This is a genomic window from Variovorax paradoxus NBRC 15149 (genome assembly GCF_001591365.1).
Classification (GTDB): Bacteria; Pseudomonadota; Gammaproteobacteria; order Burkholderiales; family Burkholderiaceae_C; genus Variovorax; species Variovorax paradoxus.
The window spans coordinates 525,385-544,751 of record NZ_BCUT01000002.1; the positions used below are offsets into that span (position 1 = coordinate 525,385).

Below are 19,367 nucleotides of genomic sequence, written 5' to 3' on the forward strand. Positions count from 1 at the left end.
GCCTACCCAACCATTCATCGAGACGACACATGAAAACCTTCATCCGCCGCGTGCTGGCGATCTACTTCCTGGCTGCAGCCTCGGCGCATGCCGCCTTTCCCGAGCGTCCGATCACCTTGGTCGTCCCCTACGCGCCCGGCGGCTCGGCCGATGCGCTGGCGCGCGTGCTCGCCGTGCGCATGGGCGTGAAGCTGGGCACCAGCGTGATCGTCGACAACCGCCCCGGCGCGAGCGGGACCATCGGCGCGAGCTTTGCCGCCAAGGCCCCGGCCGACGGCTACACCGTGCTCTACGACGCCACGCCCTACTCCATCAATCCGCACCTGTTTCCGCGCATGCCGTATGCGGCCAATGCGCTACAGCCGCTGGCGCTGGTCTCGCTGGCGCCGAACATCCTCATCGTCAGGGCCGAGTCGCCGATCAAGGACGTGAAGGACCTGGCCGCCAAGGCCAAGGCCGCGCCGGGCAAGCTGAACTTCGCCTCCGGCGGCAGCGGCACCGTGCAGCGGCTGGCGGCAGAGCTGCTGCGCCAACGGCTCGACCTCGACATGGTGCACGTCGGCTACAAGAGCGGCGGACCCGCCATCGTCGATGTCACCGGCGGTCAGGTCGACTTCATGTTCAGCACCATCGCGGCGTCCTATCCGCTGGTGTCCTCGGGCAAGCTGCGGGCGCTCGCGATCTCATCGCCCGAGCGCTCCAGGCGCCTGCCGGATGTGCCGACGGTGGCCGAATCGGTCGTGCCGGGCTACGAGGCCTTCGAGTGGAACGGCCTGCTGCTGCCGGCCGGCACGCCCGAGCCCGTCGCCGCGAAGCTGCACAAGGCGCTGGTCGAGGTGCTGAACGAAGACGAGGTGAAGCAGCGCTTCACCGACGTCGGCGTGCAGGCCGTCGGCTCCACGCCGGCCGAGTTCGCGGCCTTCCTGAAGAAGGAAGACGCGAAGTGGGCCGAGGTGATCCGCAAGGGCAACATCAAGCTCGACTGACGCGCCGATGGCCGATCTTCCGCTCACGCATCCCGTGCCGCATTCGGTCGGGCTCGATCGCCCGTCGCGCAGGCTGCCCGCCAACGCCTGCGACAGCCACATGCACATCTTCGATCCGCGGTTCGCGCCCTCGCGGCACTGGAAGCGGCAGCCGCCCCGCGCCGAGGTCGCCGCCTATCGCCAGCTCCAGCAGCGGCTGGGAACGTCGCGCGCAGTGGTCGTGAACCCCTCGACCTACGGCACCGACAACGCCTGCCTGCTCGACGCGCTGGCGCAGTTCGGGACGAGCGCGCGCGGCGTCGCGGTGGTCGGCGCCGAGGTGGACGATGCGCAGCTCGAGCGCCTCGCGGCGCAGCGCGTGTGCGGATTGCGCGTGAACTTCGTGACGCCGCAATCCTGGGGCACCACCACGCCGGAAATGCTGACGGCGCTCGCACGCAAGGCGGCGCACCGGGGATGGCACATCCAGGTCTTCGTCCACCCCGGGCAGCTGGTCGAACTGGCGCCGGTGCTCGAGACCTTGCCCACCTCGCTCGTGATCGACCACATGGCGCGCATCGATCCCGCCGAAGGGCCGGCCGGCGCGGCCTTCGCCACGCTGCGCCGGCTGCTCGACAGGGGCAACACCTGGGTGAAGCTGTCCGGCGTCTACATGCGCTCGCGGGAGGGCGCGCCGGCCTATGGCGACGCCCATGCGCTGGGGCGGGCGCTGGTGCAGGCCGCGCCGGAGCGCATGCTCTGGGGCAGCGACTGGCCCCACACCACCGAGGCACCGGGCACGGTCGACGACGCCGGCCTGGTGAACGTGCTTCGCGCCTGGTGCGGCGACGACGACGTGATGGACCGTATCCTCGTCGACAACCCGGCACGGCTCTACGGCTTCGGCGAGGCCTGACCGCCACGAACGCGCCGCACCTTCCTTCACACCCTGCGGCGCCGGCGCCGGCGCCGCGACGGAGACACCCTTGTTCCTTTTGCAGCCCCCCGAAGTCCGAGAACTCGAAGTGTTCACGCGCATGCCCGACGCCCTGCGCCGGCGCGAGCCCAGCGCCTGGGCCGACGCCAACCGCGGCGGCCAGGTCACCGACTCGTTTCTCGAGGGGCCGGTGTTCGACGAGGCCGGCAACCTCTACGTGGCGGACATCCCGTTCGGCCGCGTGTTCCGCATCGATCCGGCCGGCGCGTGGACCCCGGTGGCCGAATACGACGGCGAGCCGAACGGCATGAAGTTCCTGGACGCGCACACGCTGCTCGTCGCCGACTACAAGAACGGCCTGATGCACATCGACGTGCGCAGCGGCGCCGTCACGCCTCACCTGCAGCGGCGCAACACCGAGCGCTTCAAGGGCGTGAACGACCTGGTGCTGGACGCGCAGGGCAACATCTACTTCACCGACCAGGGCCAGACCGGGCTGCACGATCCCACGGGCCGCCTCTACCGGCTGCGGCCGGACGGCCAGCTCGATCTGCTGCTGGGCAACGTGCCCAGCCCGAACGGCGTGGCGCTCTCGCCCGACGGCAAGCTGCTCTATCTCGCGGTGACGCGCGGCAACTGCGTGTGGCGCGTGCCGCTGCTGGCCGACGGCAGCGTCGCCAAGGTAAGCCAGTTCTTCACCTCGTACGGTCCGAGCGGACCCGACGGCCTGGCGGTCGACGCGGAAGGACGCGTGATCGTCGCCAACCCGGGCCTGGGCTATGTCTGGCTGCTGAACGCCCGTGCCGAGCCGATCGTCGTTCTTCGGGGACCGGCGGGGGCTTCCACGACGAACCTTGCCTTCGGCGGAAAGGACCGGTGCACGCTCTACGTGACCGATTCGACCCATGGGAACATTCTGATGACGCAGCTGGACGCGCCGGGATTGATGCTGCACCGCGGGCGGCGCGGAGCCTGAGTCCTCCGAAACGTCACGCCCCTTCGTCGAAACGTCGAGAAGACTGCCGCCTTCGCCGTTCTGCTCTCTACCGCCTGCCAGCCTTCGCTTCTACATTTTCTCTACGGAGCCGTCGCTCCTTTCTGGAGAAACAAAATGTCGAAGCTGCAAGTCAAGAATGTTCTGGTGCTGGGTGCGGGCAAGGTGGGCAGCACGGTGGCGGACATGATCGCCGAATACCACCGCATCCCGGTGACGCTGGCCGACCAGCGCACCGGCACGCCGTCCAACGATCCGCTGGTGCGGCAGATCACGCTGAACGTGGAGGACGAAGCCGCGCTGGCCGGCGAACTGGCCGCGCACACCGTGGTCATCAACGCGCTGCCGTTCTTCCTGGCCGCGCGCGTGGCCACGCAGGCGGCGCGGTTGGGCGTCCACTATTTCGACCTCACGGAAGACGTGGCGGCCACGCATGCGATCCGCCAGCTTTCCGACGAAGCCACGTCGGTGCTGATGCCGCAAAGCGGCCTCGCGCCCGGCGTGATCGGCATGCTCGGCGGCCACCTGGCGGGGCACTTCGACGAGCTCTACGACCTGCGCCTGCGCGTCGGTGCGCTCACGCGCAATGCCACCAACAGCCTGCGCTACAACTTCACCTGGAGCATCGACGGCGTCATCAACGAATACTGCAACGCCTGCGATGCGATCGTGAACGGCCAGCTCGTCTCGGTGCAGGCGCTCGAGGGCCATGAGACCTTCACGCTCGACGCGGAGGCCTTCGAGGCCTTCAACACCTCGGGCGGGCTGGGCACGCTGTGCGAGACGCTGCGCGGCAAGGTGCGCAACCTCGACTACAAGACCATCCGTTATCCGGGCCATCGCGATGCGATGAACTTCCTCTTGCACGACCTGCGCCTGATCGAGCGCCGCGACCTGCTGCGCCAGGTGCTCGAGCATGCGGTGCCGCACAGCCGCGAAGACGTGGTGATCGTGTTCGCGTCGGCCTCGGGCATGCGCGGCGGCCGCTTCGAGCAGGAAACCCGTCTGGGCCGCGTGTTCGGCGCCAGGCTTCGCGGCAAGGACCGCACCGCCATCGAGCTCACCACGGCGGCCGGCGTGGTCGGCGTGTTCGAGCTGCTGCTGCAGGGCAAGCTGCCCCGCGCCGGCTTCGTCGGGCAGGAGCAGGCGCCGCTCGAGGCCTTTCTCTCGACGCGCGTGGGCCACTACTACCAGGGACTCGGCGTGAGCGCCTCCAGCCCTTCGCCGCAGGAGCTCGCTGAAGCCTGAGCCTGAGTGCTTCGCGCAAGCCGCGGCCGGGGAGCGCAAGGCCCCGGCCCGCCCCTGTCTCTCTTTCTTCTTTTTCAATCCGGACTGGAGTTTTGCCATGCGTGGTGCAGACGTGCTCGTGCAGATGTTGATCAACTACGGCGTCGACGTGCTTTTTGGCGTGCCCGGCGACACCAACGTGCCGTTCTACGAGGCGCTGCAGCGCCGCCAGGGCGACATCGAGCACGTCATGGCCCGCGACGAGCGCTCGGCCGGCTACATGGCCGACGCCTATGCGCGGCTGACCGACAGGCCCGGCATCTTCGAATGCCCCTCGGGCGCCGGCGCGATGTACTCGCTGCCGCCGCTGGCGGAATCGAATGCTTCTTCGGTGCCGGTCATCCTGCTGACCATCGACCTGCCGCTGCCCGGCGAAGGCCGCGGCATGATCACCGAGCTCGACTGCGCCAGGCTGTTCGAACCCGTCACGAAGATGTCGGTGCAGGTGAAGTCGCCCGAGAAGCTGCCCGAGATCATTCGCCGCGCATTCCGCGTGGCCTGCTCCGGCACGCCGGGCGCCGTGCACCTGCAGATTCCGGAAGACATGCTGCTGGCGGAGATCGACCCCGACGCCATCTCGCTGCACGCCGAGCCCGAATGCAAGACCTTCCCAGCCTTTCCGATGGCACCCGCGCCCGGCAAGGTGGATGAGTTCTTCGCCCTGCTGCGGAAAGCCTCGAAGCCGCTGTTCGTCGCGGGCGGCGGCGTGAACCGCTCCTGCGCGGGCAGCGCACTCACCGAGGTGGCCGCCAAGCTCAACGTGCCCGTGGTCAACACGATCACGGGCCAGGGCGCACTGCCCGACGATCACCGCCTGGCCATCGGCGTCATCGGCGACAACGGCTTTCATCCGCATGCCAACCGCGCGCTCGAGGAATCGGACCTGGTGATCTTCGTCGGCTCGCGCATGGGCTCCGTCGTCACCGTGGGCTGGACCTTCCCCAAATCGACGCTCAACAAGCGCGTGGTGCAGATCGACATCAACCCCGAGCACCTTGCCAACAACTACGAGAACCTGCTGTCGATCGCCGCGGATGCGCAGCTGGTCCTCACGCAGATCCTGGACGAAGCGCCCGTCGATTTCGATGGCTCGAAACACACGCCCTGGGTCGACCATCTCAACACCTACCGCGCGAACTTCTGGGACCATGCCGAAGGCGTGCTCTCGCTGGACGACGTGCCGCTGCGGCCCGAGCGCGTGGTGCGCGAGTTTGGCAAGCAGCTCGAGAAGTACGGCCAGGCCGTGCACATTCTTTCGGATGCCGGCACACCCACGCCCTACATGACGCGCTTCCTGCGCATCGGCGACCGCCGCACGCGCTTCGTCATTCCGCGTGCCTTCGGCGGCCTGGGCTCGGCGATTCCCGCGGTGGTCGGCGCCTGGTATGCCGACAAGACCCGCCGGCCGATCGGCATGTTCGGCGACGGCTCCTTCAACATGGCCGTCGGCGAGCTCGAGACGCTGGTTCGCAAGAAGGTGCCGGCGCTGCTGATGCTCTTCAACAACGGCTGCTTCGGCTGGATCAAGGGGCTGCACCGGCTCAAGGGCCACGATGAATGCTTTGGCGTGGACTTCCTGCCGCCGCGCGGCCAGGCCATTGCCGAGGCCTTCGACATCAAGGCCTGGACGGCCGCCACGCCCGGTGAATTGATTCAGGCGCTCGATGAAGCCTTTGCCTATGACGGCCCTTGCCTCATCGACATCCACATCGAATCGCTCGCGGACCGCGTGCCGCCCGTGTATTCCTGGCTCGCGAAGAAGAAGCTCGATCCGCTGGCGCTCGCGCCGGAGGACGTGGCCTATCTGTAGACCCGATCGCGGCGCCGGCGGTTCGCGATAGACTTTTCGGCGAATGAACCGATTGGCCTGAATGAAGAACACTGTTGCCGTGCTCGGCGCCGGCATCGTCGGCGTGTCGTGTGCCCTCGAGCTCCAGCGGCGGGGTTTCGACGTGACGGTCTTCGACCGCGCCGCGCCGGGCCGCGAAACCTCCTACGGCAATGCCGGCGTGATCGCCCGGAGCTCGCTGATGCCGTTCAACCATCCGGGGTTGTGGTCTTCGCTTCCCAGGCTGCTGAAGAACAGCTCCGCGGGCTTTCGCTACAACCCGCTCTTCCTCGCGAAGAACCTGCCGTGGGCGCTGAAGTTCCTGGCCAATGCGCGCGCGGCGGTCTTTCATGAAACGACCGCGGCGCTCGATGCCCTGATCCGGCTTTCGACGCAGGAGCACCTGCGGCTGCTGGGCGAAGCGGGCGCGGCGCACCGCCTGCGCACGAACGGGTGGCTCTTTCTCTACCGCAGCGAGGAAGGCTTTCTCGCCAGCCAGCGCTCGCGGGACACTTTCAAGAAATTCGGCATCGCGACGCAGGTGCTCGATGCGCGAGAGCTCGCGCAGCTCGAGCCGCACCTGAAGCCGCTGTTCCCGCGCGCGCTGTGGATCCAGGACACGGCGTCGGTGGACAGCCCGGGCCAGGTGGTCGAGGCCTATGCAAGGCTTTTCATTGCCCGCGGAGGCCGCATCCGGCAGGCATCGATCGGCGGCCTGCGCCGACCGGATGCAGGCGATGCCTGGCAGCTCAGCGAAGACGGCGGCACGCTCCACGAGGCCTCGCGCGTCGTGCTCGCGCTGGGGCCGTGGACGCGGGAGTTCGCGAAGAAGGCCTTGGGCCTGTCGGTGCCGATGGCGTGCGAGCGCGGCTACCACATGCACTACGGGGCCGCTGGCGGCGCCTCGCTCGGGCGGCCGGTCTACGACACCGGCGGCGGCTATGTGCTGTCGCCGATGGAACAAGGCCTGCGCCTGTCCACCGGTGTGCAATTGACCGATCGCGAGGCGCCCCGGAACCTCGCGCAGCTCGACCTGGCCGAGCGCGCAGCGCGCGAGGCGTTTCCGCTCGAAGAGCGCCTTGACAAGGAAGCCTGGCTCGGCAGCCGTCCCACGCTGCCGGACAGCCGCCCGGTGATCGGCGAATGCCCTGGCCGCCCAGGCCTTTGGCTCGCCTTCGGCCACCAGCACATCGGCTTCAACACCGCTCCCGGAACGGCCTCGCTCCTCGGCGCGATGATGGCCGGCGAAGCCTGTGCCTTCGATCCCGCGCCGTTCCGGCCTTCACGCTTCCTGGGCTGAAGCCGGCTGGGGTGCACCGATCTGGCACCCGGGGCGTGCCCATGGTGCGACCCGGACATTCAAGGGCCGTCCAACGGAATCGGTCGTTTCGCATGACCGCGATGACGGTATGACGAAAACTTCGCGCGATCCTGACGAAGTGCCGCATTGCTCGTGACTATCATGGCTCCTAGACTTCATTCGCGAGTCGAAGCCTTCCTTCTTATTCAAATGGCGAGCTTTTTGCTTGGAGACCCCATGACTACAAAACGAGCGATCCTTCGCACCCTCCTCGCGCTGACGAGCGCATGCACCCTCACCCTCAGCGTCGCCCAGGAGCCGGAAAGCTCGATGACCCGCGTCCAACGGACCAAGGTCCTGCGGGTGGGCGCGATCGCCGGGGCCATTCCGTACTTCAGCAAGGACCTGGTCTCGGGCAAGTGGGAAGGCTTCGGGCCCGACTTCTCCGAGAGCCTGGCGAAGAAGTTCGGCGCCAAGGTCGAGTATGTGGAAACCACCTGGGGCAACGCGGTGCTCGACCTGCAGTCGAACAAGATCGATGCGATGTTCGGCATGGCGCCGACGCCGGCGCGCAAGGAGGTCGTGAACTTCTCCGACACCCTGTTCGACAACACCTACACCGCCGTGTGCAAGAAGGGCTTCCCGACCAAGTCCTGGGAGCAGCTGAACGCACCCGAGAACAAGATCGTGGTCGACGTGGGCTCCAGCCATGACCAGCTCGCCACGCGCATCCTGCCGAAGGCCGATGTCCAGCGGCTGGAGAACTCGGGCTCCGCAACGCTCGCGCTGCAGGCCGGCCGCGCCGACTGCCAGATCCTGGTGATCCTGCTGGCGCAGCCGCTGCTGGCCAAGCGCGCCAACGTGGGCGTGATGCAGATCCCCACGCCGATCTACACCGCACCCGTGAGCATCGGCCTGCGCAAGGAAGCCGATCCGGCCATGCAGACAGCCGTCAACGCCTGGCTGGGCGAGGTTCGCGCCAAGGGCGAGGTCCGCAGCGTGATCCTGAAGAACATGGAAAAACTCGCCGGCGTTCCGGCCAGCGCCTTCCCGTCCGAAATCAAGTTCTGAGGCCGGGCCATGGAATACGCCGAATCGCAGGGAGCGCCCCGCTCGCGCTCCCGCCTGGGCATGGCCCTGATGGTGGTGCTCGCGCTGGCCGGCGCCTGGGCGCTGGTCAAGCACTTCGCAGGCGCCAGCGCGGCTTCCGCGGGCTACGACTGGGACTTCGCGGTGCTGTGGAAGTACCGCTCGCTGCTCATCAGCGGGCTGCTCTACACGCTGCTGTTCACGGTGGTCTGCGTGGTGCTCGGGCTGCTGGTGGGCGTGGTCACCGGCCTGGGGCGCCTGTCCACCAACCCGTACATCACGGCGCCGCTGCGCGCCTACATCGAGGTGTTCCGGTGCACGCCGGTGCTGGTGCAGCTCGTGTGGTTCTACTACGCGCTGCCCGTGCTCACCGGCCTCGAACTCTCGGCCACGGCCGCCGCCACCCTGTGCCTGACGCTCTATGGCGGCGCGTTCTATTCCGAGATCGTGCGCGGCGGGATCATCTCCATCGAGGCCGGCCAGACCGAGGCCGGCAAGGCGCTGGGCATGACGCGCCTGCAGCTGCTTCGCCGCATCCTGCTGCCGCAGGCGTTCAAGAAAATGGTGCCGCCGCTGATGAGCCAGTCGATCATGCAGCTGAAGAACACCTCGCTGCTCTCGGTGCTGGCCGTGCCGGACCTGCTGTACCAGGGCCAGGTGATCGCGCACGACACCTACCGGCCGCTGGAGCTCTACACCTTCATCGCCATCGCCTATTTCGCCGTGCTGCTGCCCATCACGATCTGGGCCAAGCGCATGGAATACGGCGTTGCCAAGGAAGCCTGACATGACACAAGCCGTGATCGAGATCGCAGGCCTTCGAAAGTCCTTCGGCGCCCACGTGGTCCTCAAGGACATCTCGCTGAAGATCGAACGCGGCCAGGTGGTCGCGATGATCGGGCCTTCGGGTTCCGGCAAATCCACCCTGCTTCGCTGCATCAACCTGCTGACGGTTCCGGACGGCGGACGCATCGCCGTCGGCGACCAGGCGATCCAGTTCAGCGGACGCGACACCGCACTGCCGAGCGAGCGCAAGCTCGCGAAGTTCCGCGCCTCCACCGGCATGGTGTTCCAGCACTTCAACCTGTTTCCCCACATGACCGCACTGCAGAACGTCATGGAAGGCCCGGTCACGGTGCTCAAGACGCCCAAGGCACAGGCGGCAGCCGAGGCCCGGGCGCTGCTGCAGAAGGTGGGGCTGCTCGAGCGCGCCGACTACTACCCCGACAAGCTCTCGGGCGGGCAGAAGCAGCGCGTGGCCATCGCCCGCGCGCTGGCCATGAAGCCGAACGTGATGCTTTTCGACGAGGCCACCTCGGCGCTGGACCCCGAGCTCGTCGGAGAAGTGCTGACCGTCATCAAGAGCCTGGCGAAGGAAGGCATGACCATGATCCTGGTCACCCATGAAATCGGCTTTGCGCGCGAGGTGGCGGACCAGGTGATCTTCATGCGCGACGGCGTTGTCGCGGAATGCGGACCGCCCGGCATCGTCATCGACAACCCGCAGCAGGAGTCGACGCGCGCGTTCCTCGGCCGCTTCAAGGCGTCCGCCGGCACGCCCGAGCCCGCCGTTGCCGCCGCCATCGCCTAGTGGCCGGCGAGGCTCCTCCCGCAGAGGCCCCCGCGTGGCAGCAGGGGCGCTGCCACTGCGGCGCGGTGCGCTTCGAGTTCGTGCTGGCGTCGCACAAGGGCGTGAGCTGCAACTGCAGCTATTGCGTGCGCAAGGCGGCGCTGCACCACCGCGTGCCAGCCGACAACTTCCGCCTGCTCGCGGGCGCGGAGCAGCTGTCGAGCTACCGCTTCGGCACGATGCGCGCACGCCATCTCTTCTGCAGGACCTGCGGCATCCATACGCACTGCCACCCGCGTTCGGCCCCCGACGAGGTCAATGTCAACCTGCATTGCGTGGACGCGCTGCAGGATGTGCGCATCGAGCTTTCCCTGCACGACGGCCGCGGCTGGGCCGCAGTGCCGTAGCATGCCGGTCAAACGCCAGAACTTCACGAGACACCCCGATGGATGGAAAACTTGACGACCTCGACCGGCACCTGCTGAGCCTGCTCCAGGCCAACGCCAGGGAGCCCGCCGCCAACCTGGCGCGAAAGCTCAAGATCGCGCGCACCACCGTGGTCGCGCGCATCGCGCGGCTCGAGCGCGAAGGCATCGTGGCGGGCTATGGCGTGCGCCTGGGCCACAAGCTCGAGCATGCGGCCGTTCGCGCGATCTGCGGGCTCAGCGTCAATGCGAAGAATGCGCCCGCGGTGATCCGGGCGCTCGAGCGCGTGCCCGAAGTGGAGGAGCTTTCGGCCGTGAGCGGCCAGTTCGACTACATGGTCTTCCTGCGCTGCGACACGCCCGAAAAGCTCGATGTCCTGCTCGACCAGCTCGGCCAGTTGGAGGGCATCAACCAGACGCAGACCTCCATCGTCCTGAGCCGGAAGATCGACCGGCGCAGCGCCCTTCCCTCGGTCTCCTGAGTTCCTGTTTGACATGAACGACGCTGCGCCTGGCTTTCTCGGTGTGCTGATGCTCGACACGCGCTTTCCGCGGCCGCCGGGCGATGTCGGCAACGCGCAGACCTATGCGCGGGCCGGCATCCCGGTGCGCTTTCTCACCGTGCAGGGTGCGTCGCCCAGGCGCATCGTCGAAGAAGCCGATCCGCGACTGGTCCAGCCTTTCGTCGACGCCGCGGTGCGGCTGGCCGCGGAAGGCGCGTCGATGATCACCACCAGCTGCGGTTTCCTGGCTGCCTACCAGGACGTGCTCTCGCAGGCGGTGCCGGTGCCCGTGCTGACCTCGAGCCTGCTGCAGGTGCGGCACTGCGCCCGTCCGGGCATCGTCACCTTCGATGCGCAATCGCTGACGCCGCAGATCCTGCAGGCTGCCGGCGTGCCCGCGGGAACGCCCGTCATGGGCGTGCGCCCGGGCTGCGAATTCCATCGCCGCATCCTGGACAACGACACCGTGCTCGACCTTGCCGAAGCGCAGCGCAATGTCGTCGAGGCGGCGGTGCGCCTGGTGCAGGCCTTCCCTTCCGTCGAGCGCATCGTGCTCGAATGCACGAACATGCCGCCCTACCGGGAGGCCGTGGCTGCGGCGGTCGGGCGCGAAGTGCATGACATCGAGACGATGATCCTGGAGGCTTGGCGCGAACGCTCGCCGGAGTGATTCAGGCATCCCCAAGCGCAGCAATCGGCGCATGGCGCGCCATCAGCTCGTCGATCCATTCGATGAACACGCGCAGCTTCGCGCTGGCATGCCGGTTCGGCGGGAACATCACGTACATCGGCATCGCGCCGCAGTGCCAGCCCTCGAACAGCGGCACCAGCTCGCCCTGGGCCACGTGGGGCGCGGCCATGTAGTGCGGCAGCCAGAGAACGCCCATGCCCGCCACGCCGGCCGCGAGGTAGGCATTGCCGTCGTCGACCGCGACCACGTAGCGGCCCTGCAGTTCGATGTGCTCGGCGCCACGCTGCATGCGCAGCGCCGCGACCTTGCCGCTGCGCGTGCTCAGGTAGCCCACGATGCGGTGGTGGGTGCCCTCGAGCTCGCTCGGGTGCGCGGGTGTGCCGGCACGTTCCAGGTAGCACGGCGCCGCAAAGACACCGAGCCGCAGCTCGCCCACGCGGCGCGCCGTCAGCGATGAATCGGTGAGCTCGCCGCCGCGCAGCACGCAATCGACGTTGTCGCCGATCAGGTCGACCATGCGGTCGCTCACGCCGAGTTCGAGCTGGATCTCGGGATGGCGCGCATGGAACGCCGGCAGCGCAGGCACCAGGATCATGCGGGCGAACGGGGTGGGCACGTCCACGCGCAGGCGCCCCCTCGGCGAGGCCGAGGCGCCCAGCAGGCTGGCGTCCGCGTCCTCCAGGTCGGCCAGCAGCCGCACCACGCGGTCGTAGTAGGCCGCGCCCTCGGCCGTGACCCTGACCTGGCGCGTCGTGCGGTTGAAGAGCCTCACGCGCAGCCGCGCCTCCAGTTGCTGGACCAGCTGCGTCACGGTGGTCTTGCTCATGTGGAGCGTCTGCGCCGCCTTGGTGAAGCTGCCCGCCTCCACCACGCGGGCGAAGGCCTGCAACGCATCGAATCGGTCCATCGCTGTGCCTCGGTCGATTGTTTGGGCTGAGCAAACAGTCATTGTGCGTCCTGCCTGTTTATCTGGCGACCGCGCGCTTCTAGAGTCCATCGATCGCAACCTCCCTTTCCAAGAAAGAAAGAAAGAAAGCCGAACCATGTCTGCACGCAACGTTGTTTTTCCCGCCGGCCGCCAGGCGCTCTATGAACGCAACCGCTATTCGCCCGCCATCCGCTCCAACGGTTTTCTGTTCGTGTCGGGGCAGGTCGGCAGCCGGCCCGATGGCTCGCCGGAGCCCGACCTGGAGGCGCAGGTCCGGCTCGCGTTCGACAACCTCAACGCGATCCTCTCGGCCGCGGGCTGCAGCTTCGACGACGTGGTCGACGTGACGGTCTTCATCGTCGACCCTGAATCGAAGTTCGAAACCATCTGGAAGGTGGTTGGGGAATATTGGGGCGAGGCGCCGCACCCGACGCTGACGGGCATCGGCGTGACCTGGCTCTATGGCTTCCAGTTCGAGATCAAGGTGATCGCGAAGCTTCCGGACGAGCGCGCGGGTGGCTGACGGACGGTCTGCCCTGGACCGGGAGCACCCTCAGCGCACTCTCCATGTGCGAGAGCATGCATCGGCTCGCACCCTCTGCGTCCCGGTTGCCGATCCGCTCGACGAGTTCGACGTGGGCATCCTGCACCTGTTGCAGGCTTGCTTGCGTCTTGCGCCGTTCCATGCCCTGGCGCGCCTGCGCTTCCAGCGAGGCCCGGATCGATCCGATGATCTGGAACAGCAGCAGGTTTCCGCTCGCCCGCGAGATTTCCAGGTGCAGCTCCATATCGAGCGACGCGTACGCCGCGGGACGGCGAAGCTGCGCCTGCATCCGGATCACCAGGTCAGACATCCGGGCCAGTTGCTCCGGCGTGCGGCGAAGCGCTGCCAATGCTGCAGCGCGGCCCTCGAGGCTTGCCCGCACGTCCATCAAGTCCTCCGTGGAATTGTCCAGAACCTGCACGGCGCGCGAAAAGTAGACGGCCAGCGCAGCCGCGTCCAGCTCGCGGCGAATCGTCGGGCTCTTGCCGTTCGAAATGTCGATCACACCCAAGCCCTTGAGGGTCCTCAGCGCCTCGCGCACGACGGTTCGGCTCACTCCGAGCAACTCACCCAGGCGCGCTTCCGAAGGCAGCGATGCTCCCGGGCCGAGCTTCGCGTCCTGTATGCGCTGCAGAAGGCTCTGAACGGCCTGCTCTGCGAGGGAAGTTCTCTCCAGTCGGCCCAGGACGAAGGGGTGTGCGGTCATGCGTCGGTCTCCTTACCTATCATACAGGTGGACAGGTTGTGCACGCGTGCCGCCATGGGTCCAATCCGCATTTCTTCAGGAGGCAAGAAGCAATGTGGAAAGACGATGACGAACTGTTCGCCCTGATGCGCGCGCGCCTGTTCCCTGCAGTGGTCGGCGACATCCTCGACACCCTGGGTTTCATGCACCAGTTCCTGCCCCCGGCCATCAAGCCGGTCGAACGCTCCATGGTCGTGGCGGGCCGCGCCATGCCCGTGCTGGAGACCCACTGCTTTGCGCGCTCCGAACCCGAGGGCAAGTCGCCGCTGAGCCGGCAGGCTTTCGGTCTGCTTTTCGAGGCGCTGGACGATCTCGCGCCGAACGAGGTCTACGTGGCAACGGGGTCGGCTCCCGAGTTCGCGCTGTGGGGAGGCCTGATGACCACGCGCGCCCTGCATCTGAAAGCAGCCGGCGCCGTTCTGGACGGGTATTCCCGTGATACGGCGGAGGTGCTCGAATTGGGCCTCCCGGTGTTTTCGCTTGGCGGCTATGCCCAGGACCAGGGCCCGCGAGGCAAGGTCGTCGACTATCGCGTGCCGGTGGAGATCCGGGGAATTCGAGTTCGCCCCGGCGACATCGTCTTCGGCGACCAGGACGGCGTGCTGATCATTCCGCGCGAGGCGGAGAAAGAGGCGATCAGCCTCGCGCTGGAGAAGGCCGATACGGAAAGCAGCGTGAGAAAAGCCATCAAGAACGGCATGAGCACGGTCGAGGCGTTCAAGACCTTCGGGGTGATGTGAGGAGGGGCGGCCGCACATCGGCCGCACCGGCGCCGTCAACCGACGATCGCGCGCTTGACGTCCTCCTGAAGGCTGCGCAAATGCGCGCACATGGCGTTGCGTGCCAGCGCCGGATCGCGCGCTCGCAGCGCATGGATGATCTCGCCGTGCTCGTCGTGGTTTTCGCGCTGGCGATGCAGCGGGCTGTGCAGCCGGAACAGACGCGCGTTCACGCGCAGCTCCTCGACCAGCCTCGGCAGCACGACGTTGCCGCTGGCCGCCGCAATGAGCAGGTGGAACCTGTCATCGAAATGCCAGTGTTCGGTCTCGTCATGCTCACCGGCGTCCAGGGACTTCAGGTCGGCCTCGAGCGCATCGATCTGCGCGTCGCTGATCTTGTCGATGGCGAGCACGATGGCTTCGCCCTCGATGATCTCGCGCGCTCGCATGCAGTCGAAGTATTCCTTGGTGCCCAGTGCGCGCACCGCATAGGAACGCGCATCGCGGCGCACCAGCAGCCCTTCGCCGGCCAGGCGCACCAGCGCCTCGCGCATCGGCGTGCGCGAGATCCGGAGTTCTTCCGCGAGCCGGCCTTCCTGCAGGGGACTGCCGGCCGAGATCTGACGATCCAGGATCAAGGTGCGCAGGCGCGCATAGGCCTGTTCGGCCAGGCTGGCAGAGCGCACCTCGAGCGGTGCGATGGTGATGGTGGCGGGTTGGGCCGGACTGGGAAGACTGGGCATGCGAGGACAAAAAAAGGTTTCCACAGGCGGTGTCGAAAAAGCTTAGCAGGCCGACCGCCGGGGGACGAATGGTCTCACAGCCATTTGTCCAGCGGACTGCCGGCGTTCGGCGCGCGCGGCCGCAGGCAGGGCTGGAACTGCCCCGAACCCGGTTCGGCCGAAAAGACGCCGTCCTGCCACACCACCCGCCCGCGCGAGACCGTGACTGCGGGCCAGGCCCGCAGCCGCATGCCTTCGTAGGGCGTGTAGTCGGCTGCGTGATGAAGCATGTCGTTGGCGATGACCTTCTCGCTTCCCGCCTCGAAGACATCCCAGACGACGAAGTCGGCATCGCCTCCCACGGCGATCGTTCCCTTCTTCGGATACAGGCCGTACATGCGCGCCGGGTTGGTGGCCGTGAGTTCGACGAAGCGGTGCACGTCGATGCGCCCGGCCAGCACGCCCTCGCTCATCAGCAGCGGCATGCGCGTCTCGACGCCGGGAATGCCGTTCGGAATGCGATCGAAGGAAGCGTCGTCGCCGGCCACGCGCTTGCCGTCGGGGCCGTCGATGTTGAACGGCGCATGGTCGGATGAGAAGACCGTGAAGAGGCCGCTCGCCAGGGCGTTCCAGATGAACTGCTGGTTGGCCTTGTCGCGCGGCGGCGGGCTGCAGATGCAGCGCGCACCGTGCATGGGATCGTCGGGATCGATGCCCAGGTCTTCCGCGCTCAGGAACAGGTACTGCGGACAGGTTTCGGCAAAGATCGGCAGCCCGCGCCCGCGCGCCCAATGGATCTGCTCGACGGCCTCGCGGCCCGAAACATGCACGATGAGGACCGGCGTGTCGATCAGTTCCGCCAGCGCGATCGCGCGGTGCGTGGCTTCGCGCTCCACGGCCATCGGCCGTGAACTCGCGTGGTAGCGCGGTGCGGTGAGGCCCGCGTCCAGCAGCTGCTCGGTGAGCCAGGCGATGCAGTCGCTGTTCTCCGCGTGGATCATCGTCATTGCGCCCTGCCGGCGCGCCACCGCAAGCACCTCGATGATCTGGCGATCGTCCAGCTTCAGGTCCTCGTAGGTCATGTAGATCTTGAACGAGGTGTAGCCCTTCTCGATCAACGCGGGCAGCTCGCGCTGCGTCACGTCCCGGGTGGCGTCGGCGACGATCAGGTGAAAGGCGTAGTCGATCACTGCCTTGCCGTCGGCACGGCGGTGGTAGTCGTCGACCGCGTCCTGGATGCTGCCGCCCTTTTGCTGCGCGGCGAAGGGCAGCACGGTGGTGGTGCCGCCGCAGGCCGCCGAGCGCGTTCCGGTGAAGAAGTCGTCGGAGAAGCGCGAGCCGTCGCCGGTGGGCTGGTCGAAGTGGCAATGGCCGTCGACGCCGCCGGGCGTGACGAGCCGGCCGGCCGCATCGATCTCGCGCGCGGCACTGCCGTCGAGCTGCCGGGCGATGGCGCTGATGCGTCCGTCGCGAACGCCGATGTCGGCGCGGTAGCGGTCGCCCACGGTAGCGATGTCGGCGTTGCGAAGGATCAGGTCGTAGGGCTGCATGACGGGCTCCCGGCTAGCGTTGCTCGAGCACGACGTCGGCCGTGGCTGCCGCCACGGGCTCGCTCGCATTGCCGTAGGCGCGGCCATAGTGGCGCTCGATGCGGCGCTGGATGACGTCCCACACCGTCGTCATGAGCAGGTAGTAGATGGCGGCCACGATGAACAGCTCCAGCACCATGAACTTCTCCTGGATCAGCACCTGGGTGCGGCGCAGCAGCTCTTCCATCGAGATCACCGAAGTGATGGACGTGGTCTTGAGCAGGCCGTTGATGCTGTTGCCCAGCGTCGGGATGATCAGCCGCATCGCCTGCGGCATCACGATGTAGCGCATGCTCTGTGCGCTGCTGAAGCCGACGGCGCGCGCCGCATTCGTCTGGCCGGCCGGCACCGACTGGATGCCGCCTCGCACCACTTCGGCGAGGTAGGCCGCCTCGTTGAGGATCAGCCCGAGCAGCGCCGACTCGACCACCGACAGCTTGAGGCCCAGCTGCGGCAGCCCGGTGTAGATGATGATCAGCTGGACCAGCAGCGGCGTGCCGCGGAACACCCAGATGTAGAAGTGCGCCGGCGCGGCGAGCCAGTCATGGCGCGACAGCCTGGCCAGGGCCAGGGCGCATCCCACGACCAATCCGCCTGCAATGGCCGCCAGCGTCAGCCACAGGGTGGTGAACGCACCGCTCAGGATGTAGGGGTTGAACAGATAGCCGAAGAAGCCCGACCAGTTCCAGCCTTGTCCCATGGAAGTTCCTTGGTTGCCGAAGTCAATGGTGCGCAGCGAGGGCGCTCAGCTCGCCGGTCCCTTGACGACGACGGCGCCGTCGGTCGCCTTGACGCCGTACTGGTCGAGCAGCTTGTTGAAGGAGCCGTCGGCCTTCATGTCGTTGAGCACCTTGGCCACCGCAATGGACAGTTCCTTGTTCTTGGCGGCCAGCGCGACCGGCGTCGGGAACAGGCCTTGCAGCACGCGGTCGAAGTCGCCGCGCTTCTGGTACTCGGCACCGGTGGAGTCGATCGACAGGGCCACCTCGACCTGGCCGGCGCGCAGCGCCTGGAACGCCATCGCGAAGTTCTCGAAGGTGCGGATGGTCATGCCCTTCAGGCCCTTGTCGGTCAGCTGCTTGTCGAGCTCGCGCGCCTTGCGCTCCTCGAAGCCGCCGATCTCCACGCCGATGCTCTTGCCCGACAGGTCCTCGGGCTTGCCGATCTTCAGCGGGTTGCCCTTGGCGGTGCTGATGCTGATGGCCTGGTCTTCGTAGGGCAGCATCTGCATGAGCCTGGCGCGCTCATCGGTGTAGAAGATGCCGGTGTTGATGACATCCCAGCGGCCGGCCTGCAGGCCCGGGATCATGGCCGAGAACTCGATGCGCACGTACTCGGGCGTGAGGCACAGCCGCTTGGCAATGGCCTCGCCCAGTTCGACCCGCATGCCCTTGAGCGCACCGGTCTGGTCGACGAACTGCATCGGCGGCAGGGTCGGGTTGATCGACATCGTCAGCGTGCCCTTCTTCACCAGCGCGGCATCAGGCACGGGCGACTTGCAGGCCTGGGCGTTCGCGGCCCCGATCCCGAGAATGAAAAGAGCAGCGACCGAAGCGAGAGCGGGGAGCAGTTTCATGGTGATTTCCTGGTGGAGGTTGGACGAGGCGGCGTGGTGGCAAAAAGGGAGCTCAAGGCGCGATGGAGTCCAGCAGGCCGAGCTGGCCGAGCGCGCGCCGCAGGTCGGCGGCATCGGCCTCAGGCAGGGGCAGGCGCGGCGCGCGCGGCTTGCCCACGGGCAGGCCCATCATCGAGAGGCCGTCCTTCGATGCGGCGACGTAGCGGTGGCCGCCGACCCAGCGCACGATCGGCAGCATCTGCTTGTAGAGCGCCAGCGCGGCGGGCATGTCGTGCTCGTCGGCCACCAGCTCGAACAGGCGGGCCGACATCTTCGGAATCAGGTTGGAGCACACCGCCACCCAGCCCTGGGCGCCGAGCCAGAACGACTCGTAGCCGAGGATGCCCGCGAACACCGTCATGCGGTCGCCGCAGAGTTCGATGATGTCGCGCACCCGCGTGACCTCGAGCGTCGACTCCTTGATGTACCTGCAGTTGTCGATGCGCGAGAGGCGCGCCACCAGCTCGGGCTTGAGGTCCACATTGGCCGTGGCCGGATTGTTGTAGACCATGATCGGCACGTTGATCGCCTCGCCCACCTTGCGGTAGTGCTCGAACAGCTCGTCGTCGGTGGGCGAGCTGTAGAACGGCGGAATGATCATCACGCCGTCGGCGCCCATGCCCTCGGCTTCGCGGCTCAGCCGCACGCACTCGTCGGTCCACTCCGCGCCGGTGCCGATCAGAACGGGCACGCGTTTTGCGGTCGTCTGCACACAGGTCTCGATCACCAGCTGCCGCTCTTCGGGCGTCAACGAGAGGAACTCCCCGGTGCTGCCCAGCGGAATCAGCCCGTGGATGCCCTCTTCGATCTGCCAGTCGACCAGCTTCTTGAGCGCAGGCACGTCCACGTGCTTTCCGTCGGCGGTCATCGGGGTGATCAGCACCGTATAGGTGCCTCGAAACGCTGCCATGGGTCG

General features: G+C 67.3%; 21 protein-coding genes. 14 read left to right on the forward strand and 7 right to left on the reverse strand.

Going from position 1 to position 19,367, the window contains the following annotated elements:
- Nucleotides 1–29 precede the first annotated feature (29 nt).
- The 12 genes from VPA02S_RS17275 to VPA02S_RS17330 all read left to right on the forward strand — a co-directional run bounded on the left by VPA02S_RS17275 (nucleotide 30) and on the right by VPA02S_RS17330 (nucleotide 11,568).
- Nucleotides 30–986, forward strand: coding sequence for a Bug family tripartite tricarboxylate transporter substrate binding protein (locus tag VPA02S_RS17275; protein WP_062364924.1), 957 nt, complete (start codon nucleotides 30–32; stop codon nucleotides 984–986).
- A 7-nt stretch (nucleotides 987–993) separates the two neighbouring features.
- Nucleotides 994–1,881: an amidohydrolase family protein gene (locus VPA02S_RS17280; RefSeq protein WP_062364925.1), complete on the forward strand. Its 888-nt coding sequence runs from the start codon at nucleotides 994–996 to the stop codon at nucleotides 1,879–1,881.
- Nucleotides 1,882–1,951: 70 nt separating this feature from the next.
- Entirely contained in the window at nucleotides 1,952–2,878 is a 927-nt protein-coding gene (locus VPA02S_RS17285; RefSeq protein ID WP_062364926.1) for an SMP-30/gluconolactonase/LRE family protein, read from the forward strand.
- A gap of 135 nt (nucleotides 2,879–3,013) precedes the next feature.
- Nucleotides 3,014–4,144, forward strand: coding sequence for a saccharopine dehydrogenase family protein (locus VPA02S_RS17290; protein WP_062364927.1), 1,131 nt, complete (start codon nucleotides 3,014–3,016; stop codon nucleotides 4,142–4,144).
- A gap of 97 nt (nucleotides 4,145–4,241) precedes the next feature.
- On the forward strand, nucleotides 4,242–5,993 hold the full coding sequence (locus tag VPA02S_RS17295) for a thiamine pyrophosphate-binding protein (RefSeq protein WP_062364928.1): 1,752 nt from the start codon (nucleotides 4,242–4,244) through the stop codon (nucleotides 5,991–5,993).
- A gap of 61 nt (nucleotides 5,994–6,054) precedes the next feature.
- A complete protein-coding gene (locus tag VPA02S_RS17300; RefSeq protein WP_062364929.1) occupies nucleotides 6,055–7,311 on the forward strand; it encodes an NAD(P)/FAD-dependent oxidoreductase in 1,257 nt (418 codons plus the stop codon).
- A 330-nt stretch (nucleotides 7,312–7,641) separates the two neighbouring features.
- Nucleotides 7,642–8,382, forward strand: a complete 741-nt coding sequence (locus VPA02S_RS17305) for a transporter substrate-binding domain-containing protein (RefSeq protein ID WP_244883560.1) — start codon at nucleotides 7,642–7,644, stop codon at nucleotides 8,380–8,382.
- A 9-nt stretch (nucleotides 8,383–8,391) separates the two neighbouring features.
- On the forward strand, nucleotides 8,392–9,186 hold the full coding sequence (locus VPA02S_RS17310; RefSeq protein WP_015865644.1) for an amino acid ABC transporter permease: 795 nt from the start codon (nucleotides 8,392–8,394) through the stop codon (nucleotides 9,184–9,186).
- 1 nt (nucleotide 9,187) lies between these two features.
- Nucleotides 9,188–9,991, forward strand: coding sequence for an amino acid ABC transporter ATP-binding protein (locus VPA02S_RS17315; protein ID WP_062364931.1), 804 nt, complete (start codon nucleotides 9,188–9,190; stop codon nucleotides 9,989–9,991).
- Entirely contained in the window at nucleotides 9,991–10,377 is a 387-nt protein-coding gene (locus tag VPA02S_RS17320; RefSeq protein ID WP_062364932.1) for a GFA family protein, read from the forward strand. The genes VPA02S_RS17315 and VPA02S_RS17320 overlap by 1 nt, the downstream gene beginning before the upstream one ends.
- Nucleotides 10,378–10,415: 38 nt before the next feature.
- Nucleotides 10,416–10,877, forward strand: a complete 462-nt coding sequence (locus VPA02S_RS17325; RefSeq protein ID WP_062364933.1) for an Lrp/AsnC family transcriptional regulator — start codon at nucleotides 10,416–10,418, stop codon at nucleotides 10,875–10,877.
- Between the two features lie 13 nt (nucleotides 10,878–10,890).
- The gene (locus VPA02S_RS17330; RefSeq protein ID WP_062364934.1) at nucleotides 10,891–11,568 is read left to right on the forward strand and encodes an aspartate/glutamate racemase family protein; all 678 of its coding nucleotides are present in this window, start codon (nucleotides 10,891–10,893) and stop codon (nucleotides 11,566–11,568) included.
- 1 nt (nucleotide 11,569) lies between these two features.
- Here VPA02S_RS17330 and VPA02S_RS17335 read toward each other — a convergent pair whose 3' ends face one another.
- Entirely contained in the window at nucleotides 11,570–12,496 is a 927-nt protein-coding gene (locus VPA02S_RS17335; RefSeq protein WP_062364935.1) for a LysR family transcriptional regulator, read from the reverse strand.
- 136 nt (nucleotides 12,497–12,632) lie between these two features.
- Between VPA02S_RS17335 and VPA02S_RS17340 the strand changes: the two genes are divergently transcribed.
- A complete protein-coding gene (locus VPA02S_RS17340) occupies nucleotides 12,633–13,040 on the forward strand; it encodes a RidA family protein (RefSeq protein ID WP_018905960.1) in 408 nt (135 codons plus the stop codon).
- On the opposite strand, the gene VPA02S_RS17345 is transcribed toward VPA02S_RS17340, so the two are convergent.
- Entirely contained in the window at nucleotides 12,997–13,767 is a 771-nt protein-coding gene (locus VPA02S_RS17345) for a FadR/GntR family transcriptional regulator (RefSeq protein ID WP_062364936.1), read from the reverse strand. The genes VPA02S_RS17340 and VPA02S_RS17345 overlap by 44 nt on opposite strands.
- Before the next feature lie 92 nt (nucleotides 13,768–13,859).
- On the opposite strand from VPA02S_RS17345, the gene VPA02S_RS17350 reads away from it, so the two are divergent.
- A complete protein-coding gene (locus VPA02S_RS17350; protein WP_018905955.1) occupies nucleotides 13,860–14,546 on the forward strand; it encodes an RraA family protein in 687 nt (228 codons plus the stop codon).
- Nucleotides 14,547–14,581: 35 nt separating this feature from the next.
- Here the strand turns inward: VPA02S_RS17350 and VPA02S_RS17355 are convergent, their stop codons facing one another.
- The 5 genes from VPA02S_RS17355 to VPA02S_RS17375 all read right to left on the reverse strand — a co-directional run bounded on the left by VPA02S_RS17355 (nucleotide 14,582) and on the right by VPA02S_RS17375 (nucleotide 19,361).
- Nucleotides 14,582–15,268: a GntR family transcriptional regulator gene (locus VPA02S_RS17355; RefSeq protein ID WP_015865653.1), complete on the reverse strand. Its 687-nt coding sequence runs from the start codon at nucleotides 15,266–15,268 to the stop codon at nucleotides 14,582–14,584.
- A gap of 74 nt (nucleotides 15,269–15,342) precedes the next feature.
- Complete coding sequence (hydA, locus tag VPA02S_RS17360; RefSeq protein ID WP_062364937.1) at nucleotides 15,343–16,797, reverse strand: dihydropyrimidinase; 1,455 nt, start codon at nucleotides 16,795–16,797, stop codon at nucleotides 15,343–15,345.
- Between the two features lie 13 nt (nucleotides 16,798–16,810).
- On the reverse strand, nucleotides 16,811–17,536 hold the full coding sequence (locus VPA02S_RS17365) for an amino acid ABC transporter permease (protein ID WP_015865655.1): 726 nt from the start codon (nucleotides 17,534–17,536) through the stop codon (nucleotides 16,811–16,813).
- Between the two features lie 45 nt (nucleotides 17,537–17,581).
- Nucleotides 17,582–18,412: an ABC transporter substrate-binding protein gene (locus VPA02S_RS17370; protein ID WP_062364938.1), complete on the reverse strand. Its 831-nt coding sequence runs from the start codon at nucleotides 18,410–18,412 to the stop codon at nucleotides 17,582–17,584.
- Nucleotides 18,413–18,464: 52 nt separating this feature from the next.
- Nucleotides 18,465–19,361 (reverse strand): dihydrodipicolinate synthase family protein, encoded by an 897-nt coding sequence (locus tag VPA02S_RS17375; RefSeq protein ID WP_062364939.1) that lies wholly within the window; start codon nucleotides 19,359–19,361, stop codon nucleotides 18,465–18,467.
- Nucleotides 19,362–19,367 lie beyond the last annotated feature (6 nt).

Coding starts and splice junctions, on each gene's coding strand:
- VPA02S_RS17345 (WP_062364936.1), bottom strand. CDS start 13,767: ATGACCGCACACCCCTTCGTCCTGGGCCGACTGGAGAGAACTTCCCTC.
- VPA02S_RS17280 (WP_062364925.1), top strand. CDS start 994: ATGGCCGATCTTCCGCTCACGCATCCCGTGCCGCATTCGGTCGGGCTC.
- VPA02S_RS17375 (WP_062364939.1), bottom strand. CDS start 19,361: ATGGCAGCGTTTCGAGGCACCTATACGGTGCTGATCACCCCGATGACC.
- VPA02S_RS17370 (WP_062364938.1), bottom strand. CDS start 18,412: ATGAAACTGCTCCCCGCTCTCGCTTCGGTCGCTGCTCTTTTCATTCTC.
- hydA (WP_062364937.1), bottom strand. CDS start 16,797: ATGCAGCCCTACGACCTGATCCTTCGCAACGCCGACATCGCTACCGTG.
- VPA02S_RS17315 (WP_062364931.1), top strand. CDS start 9,188: ATGACACAAGCCGTGATCGAGATCGCAGGCCTTCGAAAGTCCTTCGGC.
- VPA02S_RS17300 (WP_062364929.1), top strand. CDS start 6,055: ATGAAGAACACTGTTGCCGTGCTCGGCGCCGGCATCGTCGGCGTGTCG.
- VPA02S_RS17335 (WP_062364935.1), bottom strand. CDS start 12,496: ATGGACCGATTCGATGCGTTGCAGGCCTTCGCCCGCGTGGTGGAGGCG.
- VPA02S_RS17275 (WP_062364924.1), top strand. CDS start 30: ATGAAAACCTTCATCCGCCGCGTGCTGGCGATCTACTTCCTGGCTGCA.
- VPA02S_RS17355 (WP_015865653.1), bottom strand. CDS start 15,268: ATGCCCAGTCTTCCCAGTCCGGCCCAACCCGCCACCATCACCATCGCA.
- VPA02S_RS17365 (WP_015865655.1), bottom strand. CDS start 17,536: ATGGGACAAGGCTGGAACTGGTCGGGCTTCTTCGGCTATCTGTTCAAC.
- VPA02S_RS17295 (WP_062364928.1), top strand. CDS start 4,242: ATGCGTGGTGCAGACGTGCTCGTGCAGATGTTGATCAACTACGGCGTC.
- VPA02S_RS17290 (WP_062364927.1), top strand. CDS start 3,014: ATGTCGAAGCTGCAAGTCAAGAATGTTCTGGTGCTGGGTGCGGGCAAG.
- VPA02S_RS17340 (WP_018905960.1), top strand. CDS start 12,633: ATGTCTGCACGCAACGTTGTTTTTCCCGCCGGCCGCCAGGCGCTCTAT.
- VPA02S_RS17325 (WP_062364933.1), top strand. CDS start 10,416: ATGGATGGAAAACTTGACGACCTCGACCGGCACCTGCTGAGCCTGCTC.
- VPA02S_RS17350 (WP_018905955.1), top strand. CDS start 13,860: ATGTGGAAAGACGATGACGAACTGTTCGCCCTGATGCGCGCGCGCCTG.
- VPA02S_RS17330 (WP_062364934.1), top strand. CDS start 10,891: ATGAACGACGCTGCGCCTGGCTTTCTCGGTGTGCTGATGCTCGACACG.
- VPA02S_RS17310 (WP_015865644.1), top strand. CDS start 8,392: ATGGAATACGCCGAATCGCAGGGAGCGCCCCGCTCGCGCTCCCGCCTG.
- VPA02S_RS17305 (WP_244883560.1), top strand. CDS start 7,642: ATGACCCGCGTCCAACGGACCAAGGTCCTGCGGGTGGGCGCGATCGCC.